Raw genomic sequence first — 20916 nt, 5'->3', positions numbered from 1 at the left:
CCCGCCGTTCAAGGCATCTGCCAAATCCTGCTCGTTGACCAGTCCGCCACGGCCTGTATTAATCAGAATGGCGGTCGGCTTCATCAGGCTCAGCTTACGGGCATCCACCAGTTCACGGGTGTCTTCTGCCAGCGGACAATGCAAGCTCACAATATCGCATTTGCGGAACAGCTCGTCCAGTGAAGGGCATTTATGCACATCCGAAGGAAGTTCCATCGCCGATTTGCTGGTATAGGCATACACATCCAGTCCGAAGCTGACGGCAATGCGGGCTGTGGCCCGACCGGTATTGCCGAAACCGATGATTCCCATCTTCTTCCCGTCAAGTTCATGCAGCGGCGTATCCCAGAAACAAAAGTCCGACTGCCCGCTCCACTTACCGTTCCGCACTTCCTCGGTATAATATCCCGTCCGCTGTACAATATTCAGGATATGGGCAAAGGCCATCTGCGCCACCGACTTCGTGCTATACGCCGGAATGTTCGTCACAACCACTCCCCGGCGGGATGCCGCTTCTATGTCTACAATATTATATCCGGTAGCCAACACGCCGATGTATTTCAAATCCGGCAGCTTTTCAATCGTATCCGCATCCAATACCACTTTATTGGTGAACAGCACCTCCGCACCGACAGCACGTTTCAGCACCTCCTTGGGAGCCGTCCGTTCGTACACAGTGAGTTCACCCAATGCTTTCAAATCCTCCCAGGACAAATCGCCCGGGTTCAATGTATATCCGTCTAAAACGACAATCTTCATCTTTTATCCTCCTTTATTATATTGCTTATTCTTTAAAACGTTCTCCCCATAGTCCAACCATCCGGTCCTTCATTTTCTGCTCTGAAGGATTCTCCTGCGCATGCCACAGACGTTGTGTCCGGATTTCGTCCGGCAGAAAATCCTGCTTTACGAAGTTCCCTTTATATGCATGGGCATACTTATAGTCCTTTCCATAGCCCAACTGTTTCATCAGCTGGGTAGGTGCGTTACGCAAATGAAGCGGTACCGGCAGATTACCCGTTTCGCGCACCAGCTGCAAGGCTGAATTAATGCCTTCATACGCCGAATTGCTCTTCGGGCTCGTGGCCAGATACACCGTAGCCTCCGCCAAGGGAATCCTACCCTCGGGCCAGCCGATTTTCATCACTGCCTCAAAAGCCGCATTGGCCAGCAGCAAGGCATTGGGATTGGCCAGACCGATATCCTCCGAAGCCGAAATCACCAGGCGGCGGGCAATGAAAGCCGGGTCTTCCCCTCCTTCCACCATCCGGGCCAGCCAGTATAAGGCCCCGTCGGGATCGCTTCCCCGAATCGACTTGATAAAAGCGGAGATAATGTCGTAATGCATTTCCCCCTCCTTGTCGTAGGCCAGCGGGTTTTGTTGCAGGCAAGCCACCACCTTCTCATCCGTAATGACTACCGGGTCCTCAGCTTCCGACTCGATCACCAACTCCAGAATGTTCAACAACTTGCGAGCATCGCCTCCCGAATAACGAAGCATGGCATCCGTCTCCTTCAGCTCCACCTTCCGTTCCTTCAACACCGCATCCTTTTCCAGGGCATGATGCACCAGTTCCAGCAAATCGTCCTTGTCCAGCGACTTCAACACATACAGCTGGCAGCGCGACAACAACGGACGAATGACCTCGAACGAAGGATTCTCCGTAGTGGCGCCAATCAGCGTCACCGTCCCCGTTTCGACCGCCCCCAGCAAGGAGTCCTGCTGCGACTTGCTGAAACGATGGATTTCATCAATAAACAAAATAGGACTCTGCTGCGAGAAAAAGCGGTTGGCCTTGGCCTTCTCAATCACCTCGCGCACCTCCTTCACTCCCGAAGTCACCGCACTCAGTGTATAAAAAGGTACTTCCAGCCGGTTGGCCACAATCTGTGCCAGTGTGGTTTTACCCACTCCCGGAGGTCCCCACAGAATAAACGAAGAAATCCGCCCCGCCTCAATCATCCTGCGCAACACGGCTCCTTCGCCCACCAGGTGTTTCTGACCTATATATTCATCCAGCGTCTTCGGACGCATCCTTTCAGCCAATGGTTGTGCCATATTTATGATTCAATTAAATATTGTTCAAAGTTACAGAAAGTTTCCGACAAATCCGCAAACAAAACTTTTTCCACTACCTTAAAAAAACTGCACCGAAACAAAAATGAAACAGAAACGTAAGGACAAAAAAAAAGGCGCTTTTCACAAAGGGCCTTTTTAAGTTTTCAATAGGTATTAGTTTTTTTTCTTAAGGTAAAAAGATTGTTTTCAGGATAACGGCACAAAGATGCGGCGTTTTTTTCAGGTAACCAAATAAAAAAACATGTCATAAAACACATTCTGCGTTTTTTTTCATTTTCTTTCATTTGCCATTATTAACAACATACATCCGTGTGCTCTTACAAAGATAAGCAAAATTAAGTAAAACGCATCCATTTGCAGAAATATTTTCCCCATTTATTCACACGGAGATTATTTTTACTATTTTTGCAACCATAAAAGAAAAAATAAAAAGTTTCCGTATGACAGAGATAAATACGACTGAAAATTCAGAAAAGAAGAGTCTGAATTTCATTGAACAAATTGTAGAGAAAGACTTACAGGAAGGTAAAAACGGCGGAAGAATACAGACCCGTTTTCCGCCTGAACCCAACGGATACCTGCACATCGGACATGCAAAGGCCATTTGCCTGGACTTCGGAATTGCCCAGCGCTACGGCGGCGTGTGCAACCTGCGTTTTGATGACACCAACCCCACCAAGGAAGATGTGGAATACGTAGAAGCCATCAAGGAAGACATCCAGTGGCTCGGATTCCAGTGGGGACACGAATATTATGCATCCGACTATTTCCAACAGCTTTGGGACTTCGCCATCCGACTGATTAAGGAAGGAAAAGCATACGTGGACGAGCAGACTTCAGAAGAAATCGCCGCCCAGAAAGGTACTCCTACCCAACCTGGAACGGAAAGCCCTTACCGTAACCGCCCCATAGAAGAAAGCCTGGAACTGTTCCAGAAAATGAATGCCGGAGAAATTGAAGAGGGCAAGATGGTGTTGCGTGCCAAGATTGACATGGCCAACCCGAACATGCACTTCCGCGACCCGATTATCTACCGTGTGGTAAAAACGCCACACCACCGTACGGGTGACAAATGGAAGGCTTATCCGATGTACGACTTCGCACACGGACAGAGCGACTATTTTGAAGGTGTGACCCACTCACTGTGTACACTGGAATTCGTGGTACACCGTCCGCTGTACGACCTGTTCGTCGACTGGGTAAAAGAGGGCAAAGACCTGAACGACAACCGCCCGCACCAGTATGAGTTCAACAAACTGAACCTGAGCTATACGCTGATGAGCAAGCGTAACCTGCTGACGCTGGTGAAAGAGGGACTGGTAGACGGGTGGGATGACCCCCGAATGCCGACCATCTGCGCATTCCGCCGCCGCGGTTATTCTCCGGAATCCATCCGCAAATTCATCGACAAAATCGGTTATACCACTTACGACGCGCTGAACGATTTTGCCCTGCTGGAAAGTGCCGTACGTGAAGACCTGAACGTACGCTCCACCCGTGTATCTGCCGTGCTGAATCCAGTGAAACTGATTCTAACCAACTATCCGGAAGGAAAGGTGGAAGAAATGGAAGCCATCAACAATCCGGAAGACCTGAATGCCGGTACGCATACCATTGAATTCAGCCGTGAACTTTGGATGGAACGTGACGACTTCATGGAAAATGCGCCGAAAAAATATTTCCGTATGACCCCGGGACAGGAAGTCCGCCTGAAAAACGCCTACATCGTAAAATGTACGGGCTGCAAGAAAGACGAAAACGGAAACGTGGTGGAAGTCTATGCAGAATACGACCCGAACACGAAGAGCGGTATGCCGGAAGCCAACCGCAAGGTGAAAGGAACCCTCCACTGGGTAAGCTGCAACCACTGCCTGAAAGCAGAAGTACGTTTGTACGACCGCTTGTGGAAGGTAGAAAATCCACGCGACGAAATGGCTGCCATCCGCGAAGCCAAAGGATGCTCCGCACTGGAAGCAATGCAGGAAATGATCAATCCGGATTCATTGAAGGTACTGCACGAATGTTACGTCGAGAAATTCCTGGCCGATGCCAAACCGCTCGACTACCTGCAGTTCCAGCGTATCGGTTACTTCAACGTAGATAAAGATTCTACTCCGGAACACTTGGTGTTCAACCGTACCGTATCATTAAAAGATACATGGAGCAAGATCAACAAATAAAAGCAGTCCTCTGAAACCCTGGGAAAGTGTAGATTTCCGAAGGTTTCCGAAGATTTTGGAAGGCTTTTGAAGCCCCTGAAAAAACGCCCTTGTGTTTGGACTAAAACGCAAGGGCGTTTTACTTCAAACGCTTCGACGTTTTGGATAAAACGCAAGTGCGTTTTTCCGCATGCAAAAAGAGACAAAAATACCGCACAAAAAAACCGCCGGACATACATCCAGCGGCATCCAATATAGCTCTTTATCCGAATCAGCGAACCGAGGTCTTGGCCGAAAGTTTTTCCAAAAAATATACCAGGAAGAATCCCACTATCATCAGCACCACCGCTTCGGGGATATACGCGTTCGGCAGCACATTATGCTCAATCAACGGCTTCACTTCCCCGTGACTGTCCACAAAAGTCTCTACCACCTCCTTCCAAGGCCATACCTTATTCAATGAACCCAACATGAATCCCGTCAATACCGCCAGCGTGATGTTACGGAAATGTGCCAGCGCATACGAGAGTATTCTGGAAAAAGAGGTGATTCCGATGCAGGCTCCAGCCGCAAAAACTCCCATCACCACCACATCCAGTGTCTTGACCGCATCCATAATGAAGAAATATTTCCCCAGCAACACCAGTATGAAGCTGCCGGAAATGCCTGGAAGAATCATGGCACAGATGGCAATGGCCCCGCACAGGAAGATAAACAACAAGTTCGAAGGTGTTTCGGCCGGAGTGGCCACCGTGATGTAAAAGGCCACCACAACTCCTATCACAAACGCCACCCAAGTTTTCCAGCTTTTCCACTCCTTAATGTCTTTCGACACAAACCAGGTGGAAGCCAGCACCAGCCCGAAAAAGAATGACCACACCAATATCGGATGATCCACCAGCAACCAGGTTATCAGCTTGGCCAGCGAAAACACACTGATTCCGATGCCCGCCAGCAGGAAAAACAAGAAGTTTCCGTTGATTTTTTTCCAGAAAGCCCCCCATTTCCCGGTAAAGAATAGTTTCAGGCTTTCCAGATTGATGCTTTTAATCGAATTGATCAGTTCGTCATAGATGCCAACAATAAAGGCAATGGTTCCTCCCGACACACCGGGCACCACATCGGCAGCTCCCATCCCCATACCTTTTAACATCAGAACTGCATAATCTTTCAGTTTTCGTTCCATCAATTTTATCTGTAAATAGTTAGCGGATGCAAAGTAAACGAAAAAAAATTGCTCCACCGCCATTCAGGAAAACATTTTATGGTTTTTATTGTTATATTTATGACGATTATTTAAAAACAGATTGATTATGGCTACAACTTTATTTCAAGGAACTCCCGTCACACTGGCTGGAGAATTTATACAGAAAGGGGCACAGGCTCCCGATTTTTCACTGGTCAAAGGCGACCTGAGTTCGTTCACCTTGGCTGATGCCAAAGGCAAGTTCGTGGTGCTGAACATTTTCCCGAGCATGGATACGGGGGTATGTGCAGCCTCTGTCCGCAAGTTCAACCAGCTGGCTGCCGGTATGGAAAACACACTGGTGCTGGCTATTTCCAAGGACCTGCCGTTTGCGCAAGGACGTTTCTGCACGGCTGAGGGTATTGAACGTGTCATTCCGCTGTCGGACTACCGTTACACTTCTACTTTCGGTAAAGACTACGGGGTGCTGATGACCGACGGCCCGTTGTGCGGACTGCTGGCCCGCGCCGTGGTTATCCTGAATCCGGAAGGAAAGGTAATCTATACCCAGCTGGTTCCGGAAATCGTGGAAGAACCCGACTATGAAGCAGCACTGGCTGCCCTCAAATAAAAATAAGGAATTATATAAAAGAAAAAGGGACAACTCGTTACGGGTGTCCCTTTTTTTATCCTTATCTTATATTATTATTCAGCGGAGAATTCCTTGATACGTTGTTCTTCCGACAAACGGCAGACCAGCAAGGTGTTGTTCTTTTCAGCCACAATATATCCGTCGAGTCCTTGTACCACCACTCTCTTTTCCTGAGTGGCATGTACCACGCAGTTGCGTGATTCGTACATACGGATGTCCGGACCGATGCACACGTTGTTATGGGCATCGCGCTTGGAGTTTTCATGAAGCGAACCCCACGTGCCTAAATCACTCCAGCCGAAAGAGGCCGGGAAGACATAAATCTCGTCCGCTTTCTCCATAATGGCGTAGTCCACGGAGATATTCTCACAGGTAGGAAACAGTTCGTCCACCATTTCCTGCTCCTTGTCGGTATAGAAATACGGGAACAGACGTTCGAATATCTTGGCCATTACCGGCTGATACACCCGGATGGCATTGACAATCGTGTTGACATTCCATACAAAGATACCTGCATTCCAGAAATAGTTGTTCCGCTGCAAGTAGCGTTCGGCTGTAGCCAAATCCGGCTTTTCCCGAAAAGCATCCACGCGGTAAATTTCCTTGTTCGAAGGGCAGGCCATCGACAAATCGGCCTCAATGTACCCGTAACCTGTTTCCGGACGGGTAGCCTTCATTCCCAATGTCACAATGGCGTCTGAGTCGGCCGTAAACTTCATGGCCGAAGTCACGACGCGGTCAAACTCGCGCACGTTCATCACAATATGATCACTGGGGGTCACTACGATATTTGCCTTGGGATTACGGGCCTTGATTTTCCAGCTCACATAGGCAATGCAGGGAGCCGTATTCCGGCGGCAAGGTTCAAGCAAGATATGTTCCTGGGACACTTCGGGCAACTGCTCCTTGACGATTTCCGCATATTTGGCTGAAGTGACAACCCATATATTCTCAGGCAGGCAGACATCTTTAAAACGATCTACGGTCAGTTGGATGAGCGTACGCCCACAACCCAGCACATCGATAAACTGCTTGGGCATTTCCGGGCTGCTCATCGGCCAAAAGCGACTGCCTATGCCTCCAGCCATAATGACCACATGATTATTCGTCGGATTCATAACAAACTTTTCTTGGTAACTACGCAAAGTTAAGTGATTAATTTTGAATATTTCCTATCTTTGTGAAAAATTATCTACTGAAAATGAGAACTTACCCCTGTATACTGACCATCGCCGGTTCCGACTGTAGCGGTGGAGCGGGCATCCAAGCCGACATCAAAGCCATTTCTGCACTGGGCGCCTACGCGGCCAGTGCCATCACGGCCATTACCGTACAAAACACCTGCGGAGTGACGGGCATCCATCCCGTACCTCCTGCCTACGTGAAAGGACAAATCGAGGCCGTCATGGAGGACATCCGCCCGCAAGCCATCAAGATTGGGATGATTAACGACACGGAAATTGTAGAGGTCATTGCAGAATCACTCCAGAAATACCGCCCGCGGTTCGTGGTATTCGACCCCGTCATGGTATCGACCAGCGGATGCAAACTGATGGAAGACGAAGCCATAGAAGCCATCACGACCCGGTTAATCCCTTTGGCCACCCTCATCACGCCGAACCTGAGCGAGGCCGAAATACTGGCCGGACAAAAAATCAATACCGTCGAAGACATGAAACGACAGGCTAAAAAAATGCTGGAACTGGGTTGCAAAGGCGTACTCATCAAGGGAGGACATCTGGACGGTGGAGAAATGTGCGATGTACTTCAGACAACCGATGAAAACGTTCCACACCTGTTCACTGCCCCGAAGGTAGAAAGCCGTAACACCCACGGCACGGGCTGTACACTATCCTCGGCCATCGCCACATATCTGGCTCTGGGTGAGTCTGTTGCCTGTGCAGTAGAAAAAGCCAAACAATATGTCTATTTAGGCATCGAATCTGGAAAGGACGTCTGCATCGGACACGGACACGGCCCGTTGAACCACTTCTATTCGCCTGTGCCTATGCACATTTTCGACAAAAATGAGTAATATGTCAAAAGAATCATTACCTTTGCAGACAATAACTTAAACAACGAAGAAAATATGAAAGCATTTGTATTTCCCGGACAAGGAGCCCAGTTCGTAGGTATGGGAAAAGACCTGTACGAAACGTCTCCACTTGCCAAAGAATTATTTGAGAAAGCCAATGATATTTTGGGTTACCGCATCACCGACATCATGTTCGAAGGTACCGACGAAGATTTGCGTCAGACAAAGGTAACCCAGCCCGCCGTATTCCTTCACTCTGTCATCTCTGCCTTGTGCATGGGAGACGCCTTCCAGCCGGAAATGACCGCCGGACACTCCTTGGGTGAATTCTCTGCCCTGGTAGCTGCCGGAGCCTTGTCATTCGAAGACGGACTGAAACTGGTGTATGCTCGTGCCATGGCCATGCAGAAAGCCTGCGAAGCCCAGCCTTCTACCATGGCGGCCATCATTGCTTTGCCGGATGAAAAGGTAGAAGAAATCTGCGCTTCGGTTGCGGCAGAAGGAGAAGTTTGCGTGGCAGCCAACTACAACTGCCCGGGACAGATTGTCATTTCAGGAAGCATCGAAGGCATCAACAAGGCTTGTGAACTGATGAAAGCCGCCGGTGCCAAACGTGCCCTTCCGTTGAAAGTGGGCGGTGCTTTCCACTCTCCACTCATGGACCCTGCCAAGGTAGAACTGGAAGCTGCCATCAACGCCACGGAGTTCCACACCCCGAAATGCCCGATTTACCAGAATGTAGACGCTCTTCCTCATACAGACCCTGCTGAAATCAAGAAGAACCTGGTAGCACAGCTTACTGCTTCTGTACGCTGGACACAGACCGTACAGCAGATGATTGCCGACGGAGCGGACGACTTTACAGAATGTGGTCCGGGCGCCGTACTGCAAGGATTAATCAAGAAAATCAACAAAGAAGTCAACGCACACGGAATTGCATAATCAGACAATCAGTCTGACACAGGCACGAATTATACGAAACCGGCGGATCCTTTTCATACATCCGTGCTGAAGCGTATAATTCGTGCTTTTTCTTTTTATCAACCACAAAGAAAGGACTCATTATGGAAACGACAAAAAAAATCATTATCTATCAGGTATTTACCCGACTGTTCGGCAACCAAAACAAGACTTGCCAGCCCGATGGGGATTTGGCCACAAACGGATGCGGGAAAATGAAAGATTTCACCAAACAGGCTTTGCATGAAATCAAGAAACTGGGGGCTACCCATATCTGGTACACCGGACTGCTGGCCCACGCCTCCCAAACAGATTATACCGCATACGGTATCCCGAAAAATCATCCTTCCATCGTAAAAGGAAAAGCAGGTTCTCCCTACGCTATCCGCGATTACTATGATGTAGACCCCGACCTGGCCGAACATGTAGACAAACGGATGGAAGAATTCGAGGAGCTGGTGAAACGTACTCATGAATGTGGGCTGAAAATGATTATCGATTTCGTGCCCAACCACGTGGCACGCCAGTATCATTCCATCGCCAAGCCACAGGGAGTCAAAGACCTGGGAGAAGAAGACGACTGCACACAGGCTTTCAACCCGCAAAACAATTTCTACTATATTCCCGGACAGAAACTAGGAGGAGAAATAGATTTCCACAATCCGGAAATGGGGACATACGAGGAAATGCCGGCAAAGGCTACCGGAAACGACCGTTTTGACCCATGGCCTAACCGGAACGACTGGTACGAGACGGTCAAACTGAACTATGGAGTGGATTACATCAACCATACGGGAGGACACTTCGACCCGATTCCCGACACCTGGCATAAAATGGAGCAGATACTGAGCTACTGGGCCGAAAAAGGAATCGACGGTTTCCGCTGTGATATGGCAGAGATGGTACCCTGCGAATTCTGGGGATGGGTCATCCCGCGCATCAAAGCTGCTTACCCGCATATTATCTTTATTGCCGAGGTATATAATCCGAACGAATACCGGAACTATATCCACAATGGACACTTTGATTACTTGTACGACAAAGTGGGCCTTTATGACACGCTGAGAAACATCACCTGCGGCTATGCCTCAGCCACCGGCATTACGCATTGCTGGCAGAGCGTGGACGACATTCAGGACCACATGCTGAATTTCCTGGAAAACCACGACGAACAACGTATCGCTTCCGGCTTCTTTGCCGAAGACCCGTTCAAGGCTGTCCCGGCTTTCATCGTTTCGGCCTGTCTGCGGAAAAATCCGGTCATGGTCTATTTCGGTCAGGAACTGGGCGAAAAAGGCATGGACTGTGAAGGATTCAGCGGACGCGACGGACGGACTACTATTTTCGACTATTGGTGCGTGGACAGTATTTTCCGCTGGAACAACCACGGACGCTGGAACACACATCTGCTGAATGAAAGAGAAAAGGAATTGCGGCATTTCTACGAAACCGTGTTGCACATCTGCCAGAATGAACCGGCCATCAGTGACGGTGACTTTTTCGATTTGATGTATGTCAACCTGAACGGATGGCAGATGAACGAACACAAGCAGTATGCCTTCTTACGGAAATTTGCCAACGAAGTATTGCTGATTATGGTAAACTTCGGAGATGTTCCCGCACAGATTAGGGTCAACATCCCTCCGCATGCTTTTGATTACCTGAAAATGACTCCCTCCCCGAAATGCAGATGCAAGGACCTGCTCTCTGGGAAACAGGAAACCATCTGCTTCTCTCCGGACAGTCCGGTCTGCACGGAACTTCCGGCCTACGGAGGAAAGATTCTGAAATTAAAAGTAAAATAACTCATTTCCTTGCTAAATGCATACCCGACCGCATAGTTTTGAGTTATTTTGTTTGGAAACTTGAAACAAAAAGGTATCTTTGCACAAATGAGCTAACTTTGTGCAAACAATAAATACGAGTATATGGAAAAAAGTTTTCTGGCCTTTATTGAGGACAGTATCAAAACAAATTGGGACATGGATGCCTTGACCGATTATAAAGGCGCCACCCTGCAATACAAGGACGTAGCACGTAAAATAGAAAAACTACATATCCTGCTGGAAGAAAGCGGTATCAAGCCGGGCGACAAAGTGGCCTTGTGCGGACGTAACAGTTCGCACTGGGGAGTCGCCTTTCTGGCCATTCTGACCTACGGAGCTGTAGCCGTTCCGATTCTGCATGAATTCAAGGCAGACAACATTCACAATATCGTGAACCATTCCGATGCCCGCCTGCTTTTTGTGGGCGACGTGGTATGGGAGTCGTTGAACGAAAGCGAAATGCCCAATCTGGAAGGCATCATTCTGATGACAGACTTTACCCTGCTGGTTTGCCGCAGCAAGCAGCTGGAATATGCCCGGGAACACTTGAATGAAATGTTCGGAAAGAAGTTCCCCCGCAATTTCCGGAAAGAACACGTCAGCTACCGGAGAGATACTCCTGAAGAACTGGCCTTGATTAACTATACTTCCGGGACAACCAGTTTTTCCAAAGGCGTCATGCTGCCCTATCGCAGCCTGTGGTCCAATACCCAGTTTGCCTTCGAGGTTTTGCATTTGCAGCCGGGAAACAAAGTAATCTCCATCCTTCCCATGGCCCACATGTACGGACTGGCCTTTGAGTTCATCTATGAAGTCTGTGCGGGATGTCACGTCTATTTCCTCACCCGTATGCCTAGTCCGAAAATCATATTCCAAGCCTTTACGGAGGTGAAACCCCACATTGTGATTTCTGTTCCGCTTATCATCGAAAAGATTATCAAGAAGAACGTATTGCCCAAACTGGAAACACTGAAAATGAAGATTCTGCTGAGGGTTCCGCTCATCAATGATAAAATCAAGGAAGCCGTACGCGAACACATGGTACAGGCTTTTGGCGGCAACTTCTATGAAGTCATCATCGGAGGGGCGGCTTTCAACCAGGATGTGGAACGTCTGTTGAGAAGTCTGGATTTCCCTTATACGGTAGGTTACGGAATGACAGAATGTGGCCCTATTATCAGTTATGAAGACTGGCGTCGCTACAAACCCGGTTCATGTGGGAAAGCGGCTCCCCGTATGGAAATCAAGATTGACAGTCCCGACCCACAAAACGTGGTAGGAGAAATTCTCACAAGAGGAGAAAATGTCATGCTGGGATACTACAAGAACCCGGAATCAACCGCCCAGGCCATTGATGCCGAAGGCTGGCTGCATACAGGAGACTTGGGAGTGATGGACAAGGAGGGCAATCTCACCATCAAAGGACGAAGCAAAAACATGCTGCTCGGACCTTCCGGCCAGAACATCTATCCGGAAGAAATCGAAGAAAAGATAAGCAATCTTCCTTATGTATGCGAAAACATTGTCATCCAGCAAAGCGACAACAAGCTGGCCGCTCTGATTTATCCGGACTTCGACGAGGCATTCAAACAAGGACTGACCAAAGAAGACATCGAAAAAATCATGGAAGAAAACCGGGTGGCTGTCAATGCAGAACTTCCGGCCTATTCACAGATTGCACGTGTCAAAATCTATCCCGAGGAGTTTGAAAAAACGCCGAAGAAGAGCATCAAACGTTTCCTTTACCAAGAAGTCAAATAACAACAATGAGATTAAAGTTCATATCCGTGTTCCTGCTGGGAAGCCTCCTGGCGGGAACACCTGTATCCGCCCAACAGAAGGAACAGAAAAGCGTACTGAAAAAAGGGCCTAATGTGTCACTGAACATCACCAACAAAAAGAAATTTCCTCAAAGAACATATCTGAATTTGGGACTATTCAGCAATTATCCTTGTCTGAATGGACTAGGAATCAATGTAATCTCAAGCTTGCAGCACTATAATTCATACGGTATGCAGGTATCCGGATTGGTCAATGTGGCCGGATTAAAATCTACGGGCGTCCAGATTTCCGGCATTGCCAATGTCACGGGGAAAAGAGCCTGCGGATTTATCTTTTCCGGTCTGACCAACGTCACGGGAACTTCAGCCTACGGACTATCAATTGCCGGATTGGGCAATATCTCTGGAGGAGACATAAAAGGTCTGGCTATAGCCGGACTGGTCAACGTCAGTGAGGATGTGCGAGGAATGGCTATCTCCGGATTGGCCAATGTCAGCAAAGATGTGCAAGCCGGATTGATTGTCGGCGGACTGATGAATGTGTCTGGCAATTCTTCCAGAGGGGTACAGCTGACCTCTTTATTAAATGTGGCCGGAAAATCCAACGAAGGATGGCAACTGGCAGCTTTGGGAAATGTCAGCGTGGAAAACAAAGGTGTACAAAGTGCCCTGCTGAACTACAGTGTAGAAAATAAAGGTGTACAGTTAGGAATAGGAAACGTCAATACAAAGAGTAACTCACGAGGATATCAGATTGGACTGATTAACATAAGTACAGACAGTACAGCACATCAGATAGGATGTATCAACCTGAAACCGGCAACGAGAGTACAGATGATTGTATCAGGAGGTAATGCCAACAAAGGAAGTGTATCTATTCGCTTCAAGAATAAATTTACCTATACACAGATTGGTGCGGGCGCCTATTACCTGGGTACAGACAATAAACTTTCCGTGAGTGGATTTTACCGTGCAGGTGTATATCACAGCCTGACAAAGAAACTCGACCTCAGTGCCGACATCGGATATTACCACATTGAATCACTCGACAATAAGAACCAAGGATTTCCGGCCCGTCTGTATGCCTTGGAACCTCGCATCAGCCTGGAATACAGTCTGACAAAGAAATTCGGCCTTTTCGTATCCGGCGGATACGGATGGACACACACCTATAAGGGTAATCAAGCCTTCGATAAGAAAATGGTAATCGAAGCAGGAATGGTACTGTTCTAAACAGACCATTCCTTATTTTTTCAAAATCAGCTGTTCAGACTGGCAGAACGTACCCGACTCAATGTCTCGGGAGTCATCTGCAGCAAAGAAGCGATGTAAACCAACGGAGCACGTCTCAAAATTTCCGGGTGCAGCTGAAGCAGTTTGTTATAACGTTCATGGGCAGGTTCAAACCGCAAAGTATCTGCCTTCACCTGCGATTCAATCAAAGAAAGTTCAAAAATCCGGCGATACCATGCCCCTATTGACGCATCTTCCTGAGCCAGCATTTCCAATCTATCTTTGGGAATCTCCCACACAACGGTAGGCTCCAGGGTTTCAATCATCAAACGTGTAGGCTCTTCTTTCAAATAACTTTCCAGACAGATTACCACGCCCCCTTCATAGGCTATGTGTTCCGTCAAATCTTTGTCATATTTAAAATAAAATTGACGAGTCAGTCCTTTCTCAATATAAAGCATGGAACGGCAAACATCACCTTCATCCAATATCCTCTCACCCTTCTTGTATTTCTTACAAGTGAGTATCTCAGCCAGTTCGTGAAGCTGTTCCCGGTTAAGAAGACATTTCATCCCGGACACCATCAGTCTGGCTGCTTCTACATTTGTCATCATACTATTCACTCTTATTCTAACTTTATTTGACTTTGATACGGTCGAAACCTTCCCCAAACACACCGATTACCGCACTCTGTGACACAAATGCCTTGGGGTCTATATCCTTAATCAGACGAAAAATCGTGCTCGACTCACTTTTCTTGGCCAACACAAACATCATTTTTACTCCATTGTGGGTGTAACATCCCACCCCGTCAATAAAGGTTACTCCACGGTGCAAATCCTTGTTGATACGGGCTCCGATTTCCTCGTATTTATTCGAAATAATGAAGAACTGTACCGACTGACGGGAACTGTTTACCACCTGGTCAAGAACAAAGCTGGAAATAAACAAAACGACATATCCATATACGACTTTTTCCCAGTTATGCAAAACCAGATAACTGGAAGAGATAATGATTATATCACAAATCAAGATGACTCTTCCCAAAGTAATATCACGATATTTGTTTACGATAGCCGCAATGATATCTGTTCCTCCTGTACTTCCATTGGCCGAAAATGCCACTCCGATGCCGGCCCCACAGAAAGAAGCTCCCAGCACACACGACATGAAAGGCTGGTCATGAATCAACGGACCCGATACGAATTTTTGAATGACACTCAAGATAAAGGTCAATGTGAAAACCGCAAAAATAGTTTTCAGACAAAACCTAAGTCCCAAAATCTTGAGGGCAAGCAAAAGCAACAAGAAGTTTATAATCAGATAAGTGTATTGCACCGGAAAGCCTGTTCCCCAATAAACGATGGAAGCAATGCCAGGAACTGCCCCCGAAGGTATGTCGCTAGGCAATAAGAACACGGTCCATCCGATACCATACATAATCATCCCCAAAGCAATCATTAAATAATCCTTGGTTTCTCTCAATAATTTCTGCTTTCTAGTAGCAGGTAAAGCTGGATTCATCTCTTTGATTTTCTTTAAAAATTTCGGATGCAAAAGTAAAAAAAATTCCACACAATTGACTTATATCAATTTCAAAAAATAAGAAAATAAAGCAAGGGCATATTTTTAAAAATGACATGATTTTCGTAATTTTGCCGCCAAATAGGAGAATAAATGGCATTAGTCAACGAACACCTGCTCAAATTACCGGAAAACTACTTGTTTACCGATATAGTGAAAAGAGTAAATTCATTTAAAGTGACACATCCCCAGGCCCGCATCATTCATCTGGGAATCGGCGATGTGACCCTACCTATCCCCAAAGCATGTGTGGAAGCCATGCAAAAAGCCGCCGGAGAATTAGGCAATGCAGAAACATTCAGAGGATATGGCCCCGAACAAGGCTACGATTTTTTAATTGAAGCCATTCTGAAACATGATTATGCTGCCCATGGGATTAATTTTGACAGCAACGAAATATTCATCAGCGATGGTTCGAAATCGGACACGGGAAACATCGGCGACATCCTGCGACATGATAACAGCATCGGGGTTACCGACCCTATTTATCCGGCTTACATCGATTCCAATGTTTCCTGCGGAAGAGCGGGAGTGTTGGAAAAAGACGGGAAATGGAGCAATGTAGTCTACATGCCCTGCCGTATTGAAAACAATTTCATCCCTGAAATCCCGAAACAGCGCATCGACATTATTTATTTATGTTACCCCAACAATCCTACGGGAGCCGTGCTGACGAAAAGCGAACTTAAGAAGTGGGTGAACTATGCCATTGAGAATGATGCACTCATCATTTTCGATGCTGCCTACGAGGCGTATATTCAAGACCCAGACATTCCTCATTCCATTTATGAAATAAAGGGAGCCAAAAAAGTGGCCATCGAATTCCGCAGTTTCTCAAAAACAGCCGGATTTACCGGTGTGCGCTGCGGCTACATGGTCATTCCAAAGGAAGTGACAGCGGCAACCCTGGAAGGCGAACGCATCCAGCTGAACAAACTATGGCTCAGACGGCAATCGACCAAATTCAATGGAGTATCATACATCACCCAACGAGGAGCCGAAGCCATCTATACACCAGAAGGAAAAGAACAAGTAAAAACCATGGTGAAATATTACATGGACAATGCCAGAATCATGAAAAAGATGTTGGCGAAAACCGGAATCCAATTCTTTGGAGGAGACAATGCGCCCTACTTATGGGTAAAGGCACCGGGCAACCAGACGGCATGGAAGTTTTTCGACAAGCTGCTGTATGAGGCACATGTGGTAAGTACGCCCGGTGTCGGATTCGGCCCCAGCGGCGAAGGGTATGTGCGACTGACTTCATTCGGAGACCGGCACCAGTGCGAAGAAGGTATCCGAAGAATCTGCCAGTGCCTGTAAACGTTTATTTAGCAAACAAGCCAATACATCAAATATAAAAACCAAACAACTTAAATAAGAAATAAAGGTAGTATGTCTAAGTTAAGATTCAGAGTTGTGGAAAAGGCATTCCACAAGAAACCGGTAGAAGTACCGTCACCGGCTGAACGCCCTAGTGAGTATTTTGCGAAATACGTGTTCAACCGAGAAAAAATGTTTAAATATCTGCCGAGCAATGTCTATGCCAAACTGATTGACGTAATCGACAACGGAGCTTCCCTCGACCGCAGCATCGCCAATGCCGTAGCCGAAGGAATGAAAAAATGGGCCATTGAATTGGGAGTGACTCACTACACACACTGGTTCCAGCCCCTGACAGAAGGTACCGCCGAAAAGCATGATGCTTTCGTGGAACATGACGGAAAAGGCGGTATGCTGGAAGAATTTTCCGGCAAGCTGCTGGTACAGCAGGAATCAGACGGCTCTTCTTTCCCCAACGGAGGTATACGCAATACATTCGAAGCACGTGGCTACAGCGCATGGGACCCCTCATCGCCCGTATTTGTGGTAGATGACACCTTGTGCATCCCGACGGTCTTCATCGCCTATACCGGCGAATCACTCGACTACAAGGCTCCGCTGCTGAAAGCTTTGCGCGCAGTCAACAAGGCGGCACTCGACGTAATGCACTATTTCGACCCTTCTGTAAAGAAAATTGTTTCTTATCTGGGATGGGAACAGGAATACTTCCTGGTAGATGAAGGCCTGTATGCCGCACGTCCAGACCTGTTGCTCACAGGACGCACGCTGATGGGACACGAAGCGTCCAAGAACCAGCAGCTGGAAGACCACTATTTCGGCGCCATTCCTACCCGTGTGGCCGCTTTCATGAAAGACCTCGAAATCCAGGCACTCGAACTGGGTATTCCGGTCAAGACACGCCATAATGAGGTGGCTCCTAACCAGTTTGAGCTGGCCCCGATTTACGAAGAGTGCAACCTGGCCGTAGACCATAACATGCTGATTATGTCTTTGATGCGCAAAGTGGCCCGTAACCATGGATTCCGCGTACTGTTACACGAAAAACCGTTCAAAGGTGTCAACGGTTCCGGCAAGCACAACAACTGGTCACTGGGTACAGATACCGGTACTTTATTGATGGCTCCCGGCAAGACCTCGGAAGACAACCTGCGTTTCATCACGTTCGTGGTCAATACACTGATGGCTGTGTACCGCCACAACGGACTTTTGAAAGCCTCTATCATGAGTGCCACCAACGCACACCGTCTGGGAGCCAACGAAGCACCTCCCGCCATCATCTCTTCTTTCCTGGGCACCCAGCTGAGCAAGGTGCTCGACCATCTGGAAGAAAGTACCAACGATGACTTGGTTTCCTTAGGCGGAAAACAAGGCATGAAACTCGACATTCCGCAGATTCCGGAACTGTTGATTGACAACACCGACCGTAACCGTACTTCTCCGTTCGCTTTCACCGGCAACCGTTTCGAATTCCGTGCCCCAGGTTCTGAAGCCAACTGTGCCAGTGCCATGATTGCCCTGAACGCAGCTGTGGCTGAGCAGCTCATTGAATTCAAAAAAGAAGTAGACGAACTGATTGAGAAAGGTGAACCGAAAATTTCGGCCATCATCCAGATTATCCGCAAATGCATCAAAGAATGCAAACCTATCCGCTTCGACGGCAACGGTTACAGCGAAGAATGGAAGGAAGAAGCTGCCCGCCGGGGGCTGGACTGCGAAACCAGCTGTCCGGTCATCTTCGACAACTACCTGAAACCGGAAAGCATCCGCATGTTCGAATTCACCGGTGTGATGAACCGCAAGGAACTGGAAGCCCGCAACGAAGTGAAATGGGAAATGTACACCAAAAAAATCCAGATTGAAGCCCGCGTTCTGGGCGACTTGGTGATGAACCACGTAGTTCCGGTAGCCATCGAATACCAGACCAAGCTGATTGACAATGCCTACAAGATGAAATCATTGTTCCCGGAAGAAGAAGCCCATACACTGTCGGCCGAGAACCTGGCCATCATCAAGGCAATTTCCGAACATACCTCTTTCATCAAGAAACATGTGGACGAAATGGTGGAAGCACGCAAAGTGGCCAACCGCATTGCCAGTGAACGTGAAAAAGCCATCGCCTACCATGACACGGTAGCTCCGATGCTGGAACAAATCCGCTACCACATCGACAAGCTGGAACTGATTGTAGACGACCAGATGTGGACCCTTCCGAAATACCGCGAACTGCTGTTCGTACGATAATCCGGATTGTTCCCCACATCCTTAGTTTTATCCATCCCCGAAGGCTTTTCAAAGGCGATTTTCTGCCGGAAAGCCCTTCGGGGATTTGTTATTGACGCACTTTTCTAACATTTTGTCCGATACAAAAGATTTATTTTCCACAAAGTATATATCTTTGCAGCATGGAATGGTTAATTAATTTATTTGTGGAACAATCCGCTCTGCAGGCGGTCATCATACTTTCCCTCATTACAGCCATCGGGTTAGGACTGGGAAAGATTCATGTTTTCGGAATTTCTCTCGGAGTGACATTTGTTTTCTTCACCGGTATTCTGGCAGGACATCTCGGCTTTACCATCGATCCCCAGATGCTGAGTTACGCCGAAAGCTTCGGTCTGGTTTTGTTTGTCTATGCCTTGGGCCTGCAAGTGGGTCCCGGTTTCTTCAGTTCCTTTCAACGGGGCGGATTCCGCCTGAACATGCTGGGACTGGGAGTCATCTTCCTGGGCACACTCATGGCCATCATCCTTAGCTTTACGACAGAAATAGGCCTCCCCGACATGGTAGGTATCCTATGCGGTGCCACGACCAACACACCCGCGCTCGGTGCCGCCCAGCAGACTTTGAAACAACTGGGAGAACCCACCAGTGGAGCCGCCCTCAGCTGTGCGGTGACCTATCCATTGGGAGTAGTGGGAGTGATTTTTGCAATTCTGGTTGTCAAAAAATTCTTTGTACGCCCTTCCGATATGAATGAACGGGAACATGATGACCCGAACCACACCTACATCGCTACTTTCCAGGTACATAATCCTGCCATTTTCAATAAAAGCATACAAGACATCGCACAGGCCGGGTATCCTAAGTTCGTCATCTCCCGTCTTTGGCGGGAAGGCACCGTCAGTATCCCGACCTCCGAAAAGATTCTGAAAGAGAACGACCGTATCCTGGTCATCACGACCGAAAAGGATGCCCCCACCCTGACCATTCTTTTCGGCGAACAGGAAAAGCGTGACTGGAACAAGGAAGACATCGACTGGAATGCCATTGACAGCAAGCTGATTTCCAAGCACATTGTCGTGTCACGTCCCGAAATCAACGGGAAAAAGCTGGGATCACTCCGTTTGCGAAACACGTATGGCATCAACATCAGCCGGGTGCTCCGAAGCGGCGTGCAACTGCTGGCTACCCCGGGACTGGTGCTGCAACTGGGCGACCGCCTGACCGTAGTCGGTGAGGCAGCTGCCATCCAAAACGTGGAAAAGGTACTGGGAAACACGGTCAAGACCTTGAAAGACCCTAACCTGGCTTCCATCTTTATCGGCATCGTACTGGGACTGGTGGTCGGAGCTATCCCCATTGCCATACCAGGCATCAGTTCGCCGGTGAAACTGGGACTGGCGGGAGGCCCCATCATCATGGGAATCCTGATTGGAGCCTACGGTCCTCGTCTGCACTTGGTGACTTATACTACCCGCAGTGCCAACCTCATGCTGAGAGGAATCGGCCTATCACTTTATCTGGCTTGCCTCGGGCTGGATGCCGGTGCCCACTTCTTCGAAACCGTCATGCGGCCGGAAGGTGCCCTATGGGTAGGAATCGGATTCCTTATCACCTTCATCCCGGTAGTCATCATGGCCCTGATAGCCCTCCGTCTGTGTAAAATGGATTTTGGAAATACCTGCGGCATGCTGTGCGGAAGCATGGCAAACCCGATGGCACTGAACTATGCCAACGACATCATACCTGGCGACGAACCTTCCGTAAGCTATGCCACCGTGTATCCCCTCGGCATGTTCACACGCGTCATCATTGCCCAGCTGGTACTGATGCTATTCTTATAAAACTTAAAAATT

16 protein-coding genes are annotated in these 20916 nt (G+C 48.2%); 10 read left to right on the top strand and 6 right to left on the bottom strand.

The annotated features are described in order from the left end of the window. Together BQ7480_RS04580 and BQ7480_RS04575 are read right to left on the bottom strand one after the other, a co-directional pair. The coding region (locus BQ7480_RS04580) for a D-2-hydroxyacid dehydrogenase (RefSeq protein ID WP_072541901.1) at positions 1 to 759 on the bottom strand (759 nt) is incomplete at its 3' end. Between the two features lie 25 nt (positions 760 to 784). Further along, entirely contained in the window at positions 785 to 2059 is a 1275-nt protein-coding gene (locus BQ7480_RS04575; protein WP_072541900.1) for a replication-associated recombination protein A, read from the bottom strand. Positions 2060 to 2520: 461 nt separating this feature from the next. Between BQ7480_RS04575 and BQ7480_RS04570 the strand changes: the two genes are divergently transcribed. Beyond that, complete coding sequence (locus BQ7480_RS04570; protein ID WP_072541899.1) at positions 2521 to 4260, top strand: glutamine--tRNA ligase/YqeY domain fusion protein; 1740 nt, start codon at positions 2521 to 2523, stop codon at positions 4258 to 4260. A gap of 250 nt (positions 4261 to 4510) precedes the next feature. Here the strand turns inward: BQ7480_RS04570 and BQ7480_RS04565 are convergent, their stop codons facing one another. Further along, positions 4511 to 5425, bottom strand: a complete 915-nt coding sequence (locus tag BQ7480_RS04565) for a DUF368 domain-containing protein (protein ID WP_072541898.1) — start codon at positions 5423 to 5425, stop codon at positions 4511 to 4513. Between the two features lie 127 nt (positions 5426 to 5552). Between BQ7480_RS04565 and tpx the strand changes: the two genes are divergently transcribed. Continuing rightward, the gene (tpx, locus tag BQ7480_RS04560; protein ID WP_072541897.1) at positions 5553 to 6056 is read left to right on the top strand and encodes a thiol peroxidase; all 504 of its coding nucleotides are present in this window, start codon (positions 5553 to 5555) and stop codon (positions 6054 to 6056) included. Between the two features lie 74 nt (positions 6057 to 6130). Here the strand turns inward: tpx and BQ7480_RS04555 are convergent, their stop codons facing one another. Then, positions 6131 to 7195 carry a mannose-1-phosphate guanylyltransferase gene (locus tag BQ7480_RS04555; RefSeq protein ID WP_072541896.1) on the bottom strand — a complete coding sequence of 355 codons (1065 nt, stop codon included), beginning with the start codon at positions 7193 to 7195 and terminating at the stop codon, positions 6131 to 6133. An 83-nt stretch (positions 7196 to 7278) separates the two neighbouring features. Here BQ7480_RS04555 and thiD point away from each other — a divergent pair, with 83 nt between their 5' ends. The 5 genes from thiD to BQ7480_RS04530 all read left to right on the top strand — a co-directional run bounded on the left by thiD (position 7279) and on the right by BQ7480_RS04530 (position 13912). Continuing rightward, positions 7279 to 8112: a bifunctional hydroxymethylpyrimidine kinase/phosphomethylpyrimidine kinase gene (gene thiD, locus BQ7480_RS04550; protein ID WP_072541895.1), complete on the top strand. Its 834-nt coding sequence runs from the start codon at positions 7279 to 7281 to the stop codon at positions 8110 to 8112. A gap of 54 nt (positions 8113 to 8166) precedes the next feature. After that, on the top strand, positions 8167 to 9054 hold the full coding sequence (gene fabD, locus BQ7480_RS04545) for an ACP S-malonyltransferase (protein ID WP_072541894.1): 888 nt from the start codon (positions 8167 to 8169) through the stop codon (positions 9052 to 9054). Positions 9055 to 9176: 122 nt separating this feature from the next. Next, a complete protein-coding gene (locus tag BQ7480_RS04540) occupies positions 9177 to 10877 on the top strand; it encodes an alpha-amylase family glycosyl hydrolase (protein ID WP_072541893.1) in 1701 nt (566 codons plus the stop codon). Between the two features lie 123 nt (positions 10878 to 11000). Beyond that, positions 11001 to 12659 carry an AMP-binding protein gene (locus tag BQ7480_RS04535; protein WP_072541892.1) on the top strand — a complete coding sequence of 553 codons (1659 nt, stop codon included), beginning with the start codon at positions 11001 to 11003 and terminating at the stop codon, positions 12657 to 12659. A gap of 5 nt (positions 12660 to 12664) precedes the next feature. Next, a complete protein-coding gene (locus tag BQ7480_RS04530) occupies positions 12665 to 13912 on the top strand; it encodes a hypothetical protein (RefSeq protein ID WP_072541891.1) in 1248 nt (415 codons plus the stop codon). 26 nt (positions 13913 to 13938) lie between these two features. On the opposite strand, the gene BQ7480_RS04525 is transcribed toward BQ7480_RS04530, so the two are convergent. Then, positions 13939 to 14526, bottom strand: a complete 588-nt coding sequence (locus BQ7480_RS04525; RefSeq protein ID WP_072541890.1) for a Crp/Fnr family transcriptional regulator — start codon at positions 14524 to 14526, stop codon at positions 13939 to 13941. Positions 14527 to 14548: 22 nt separating this feature from the next. Next, positions 14549 to 15436, bottom strand: a complete 888-nt coding sequence (locus BQ7480_RS04520; protein ID WP_072541889.1) for a YitT family protein — start codon at positions 15434 to 15436, stop codon at positions 14549 to 14551. Between the two features lie 153 nt (positions 15437 to 15589). On the opposite strand from BQ7480_RS04520, the gene BQ7480_RS04515 reads away from it, so the two are divergent. The 3 genes from BQ7480_RS04515 (at position 15590) to BQ7480_RS04505 (ending at position 20904) form a co-directional block, all read left to right on the top strand. Then, the gene (locus BQ7480_RS04515; RefSeq protein WP_072541888.1) at positions 15590 to 16819 is read left to right on the top strand and encodes an LL-diaminopimelate aminotransferase; all 1230 of its coding nucleotides are present in this window, start codon (positions 15590 to 15592) and stop codon (positions 16817 to 16819) included. Positions 16820 to 16891: 72 nt separating this feature from the next. Further along, a complete protein-coding gene (locus tag BQ7480_RS04510; protein WP_072541887.1) occupies positions 16892 to 19081 on the top strand; it encodes a glutamine synthetase III family protein in 2190 nt (729 codons plus the stop codon). A gap of 161 nt (positions 19082 to 19242) precedes the next feature. Next, positions 19243 to 20904 (top strand): putative transporter, encoded by a 1662-nt coding sequence (locus BQ7480_RS04505; RefSeq protein ID WP_072541886.1) that lies wholly within the window; start codon positions 19243 to 19245, stop codon positions 20902 to 20904. Positions 20905 to 20916 lie beyond the last annotated feature (12 nt).

The sequence above is a fragment of the Bacteroides mediterraneensis genome (assembly GCF_900128455.1).
Lineage (GTDB): Bacteria > Bacteroidota > Bacteroidia > Bacteroidales > Bacteroidaceae > Phocaeicola > Phocaeicola mediterraneensis.
The sequence above is the reverse complement of the archived record's forward strand: the minus strand, read 5'-3'. Positions and strand labels throughout refer to the sequence as shown.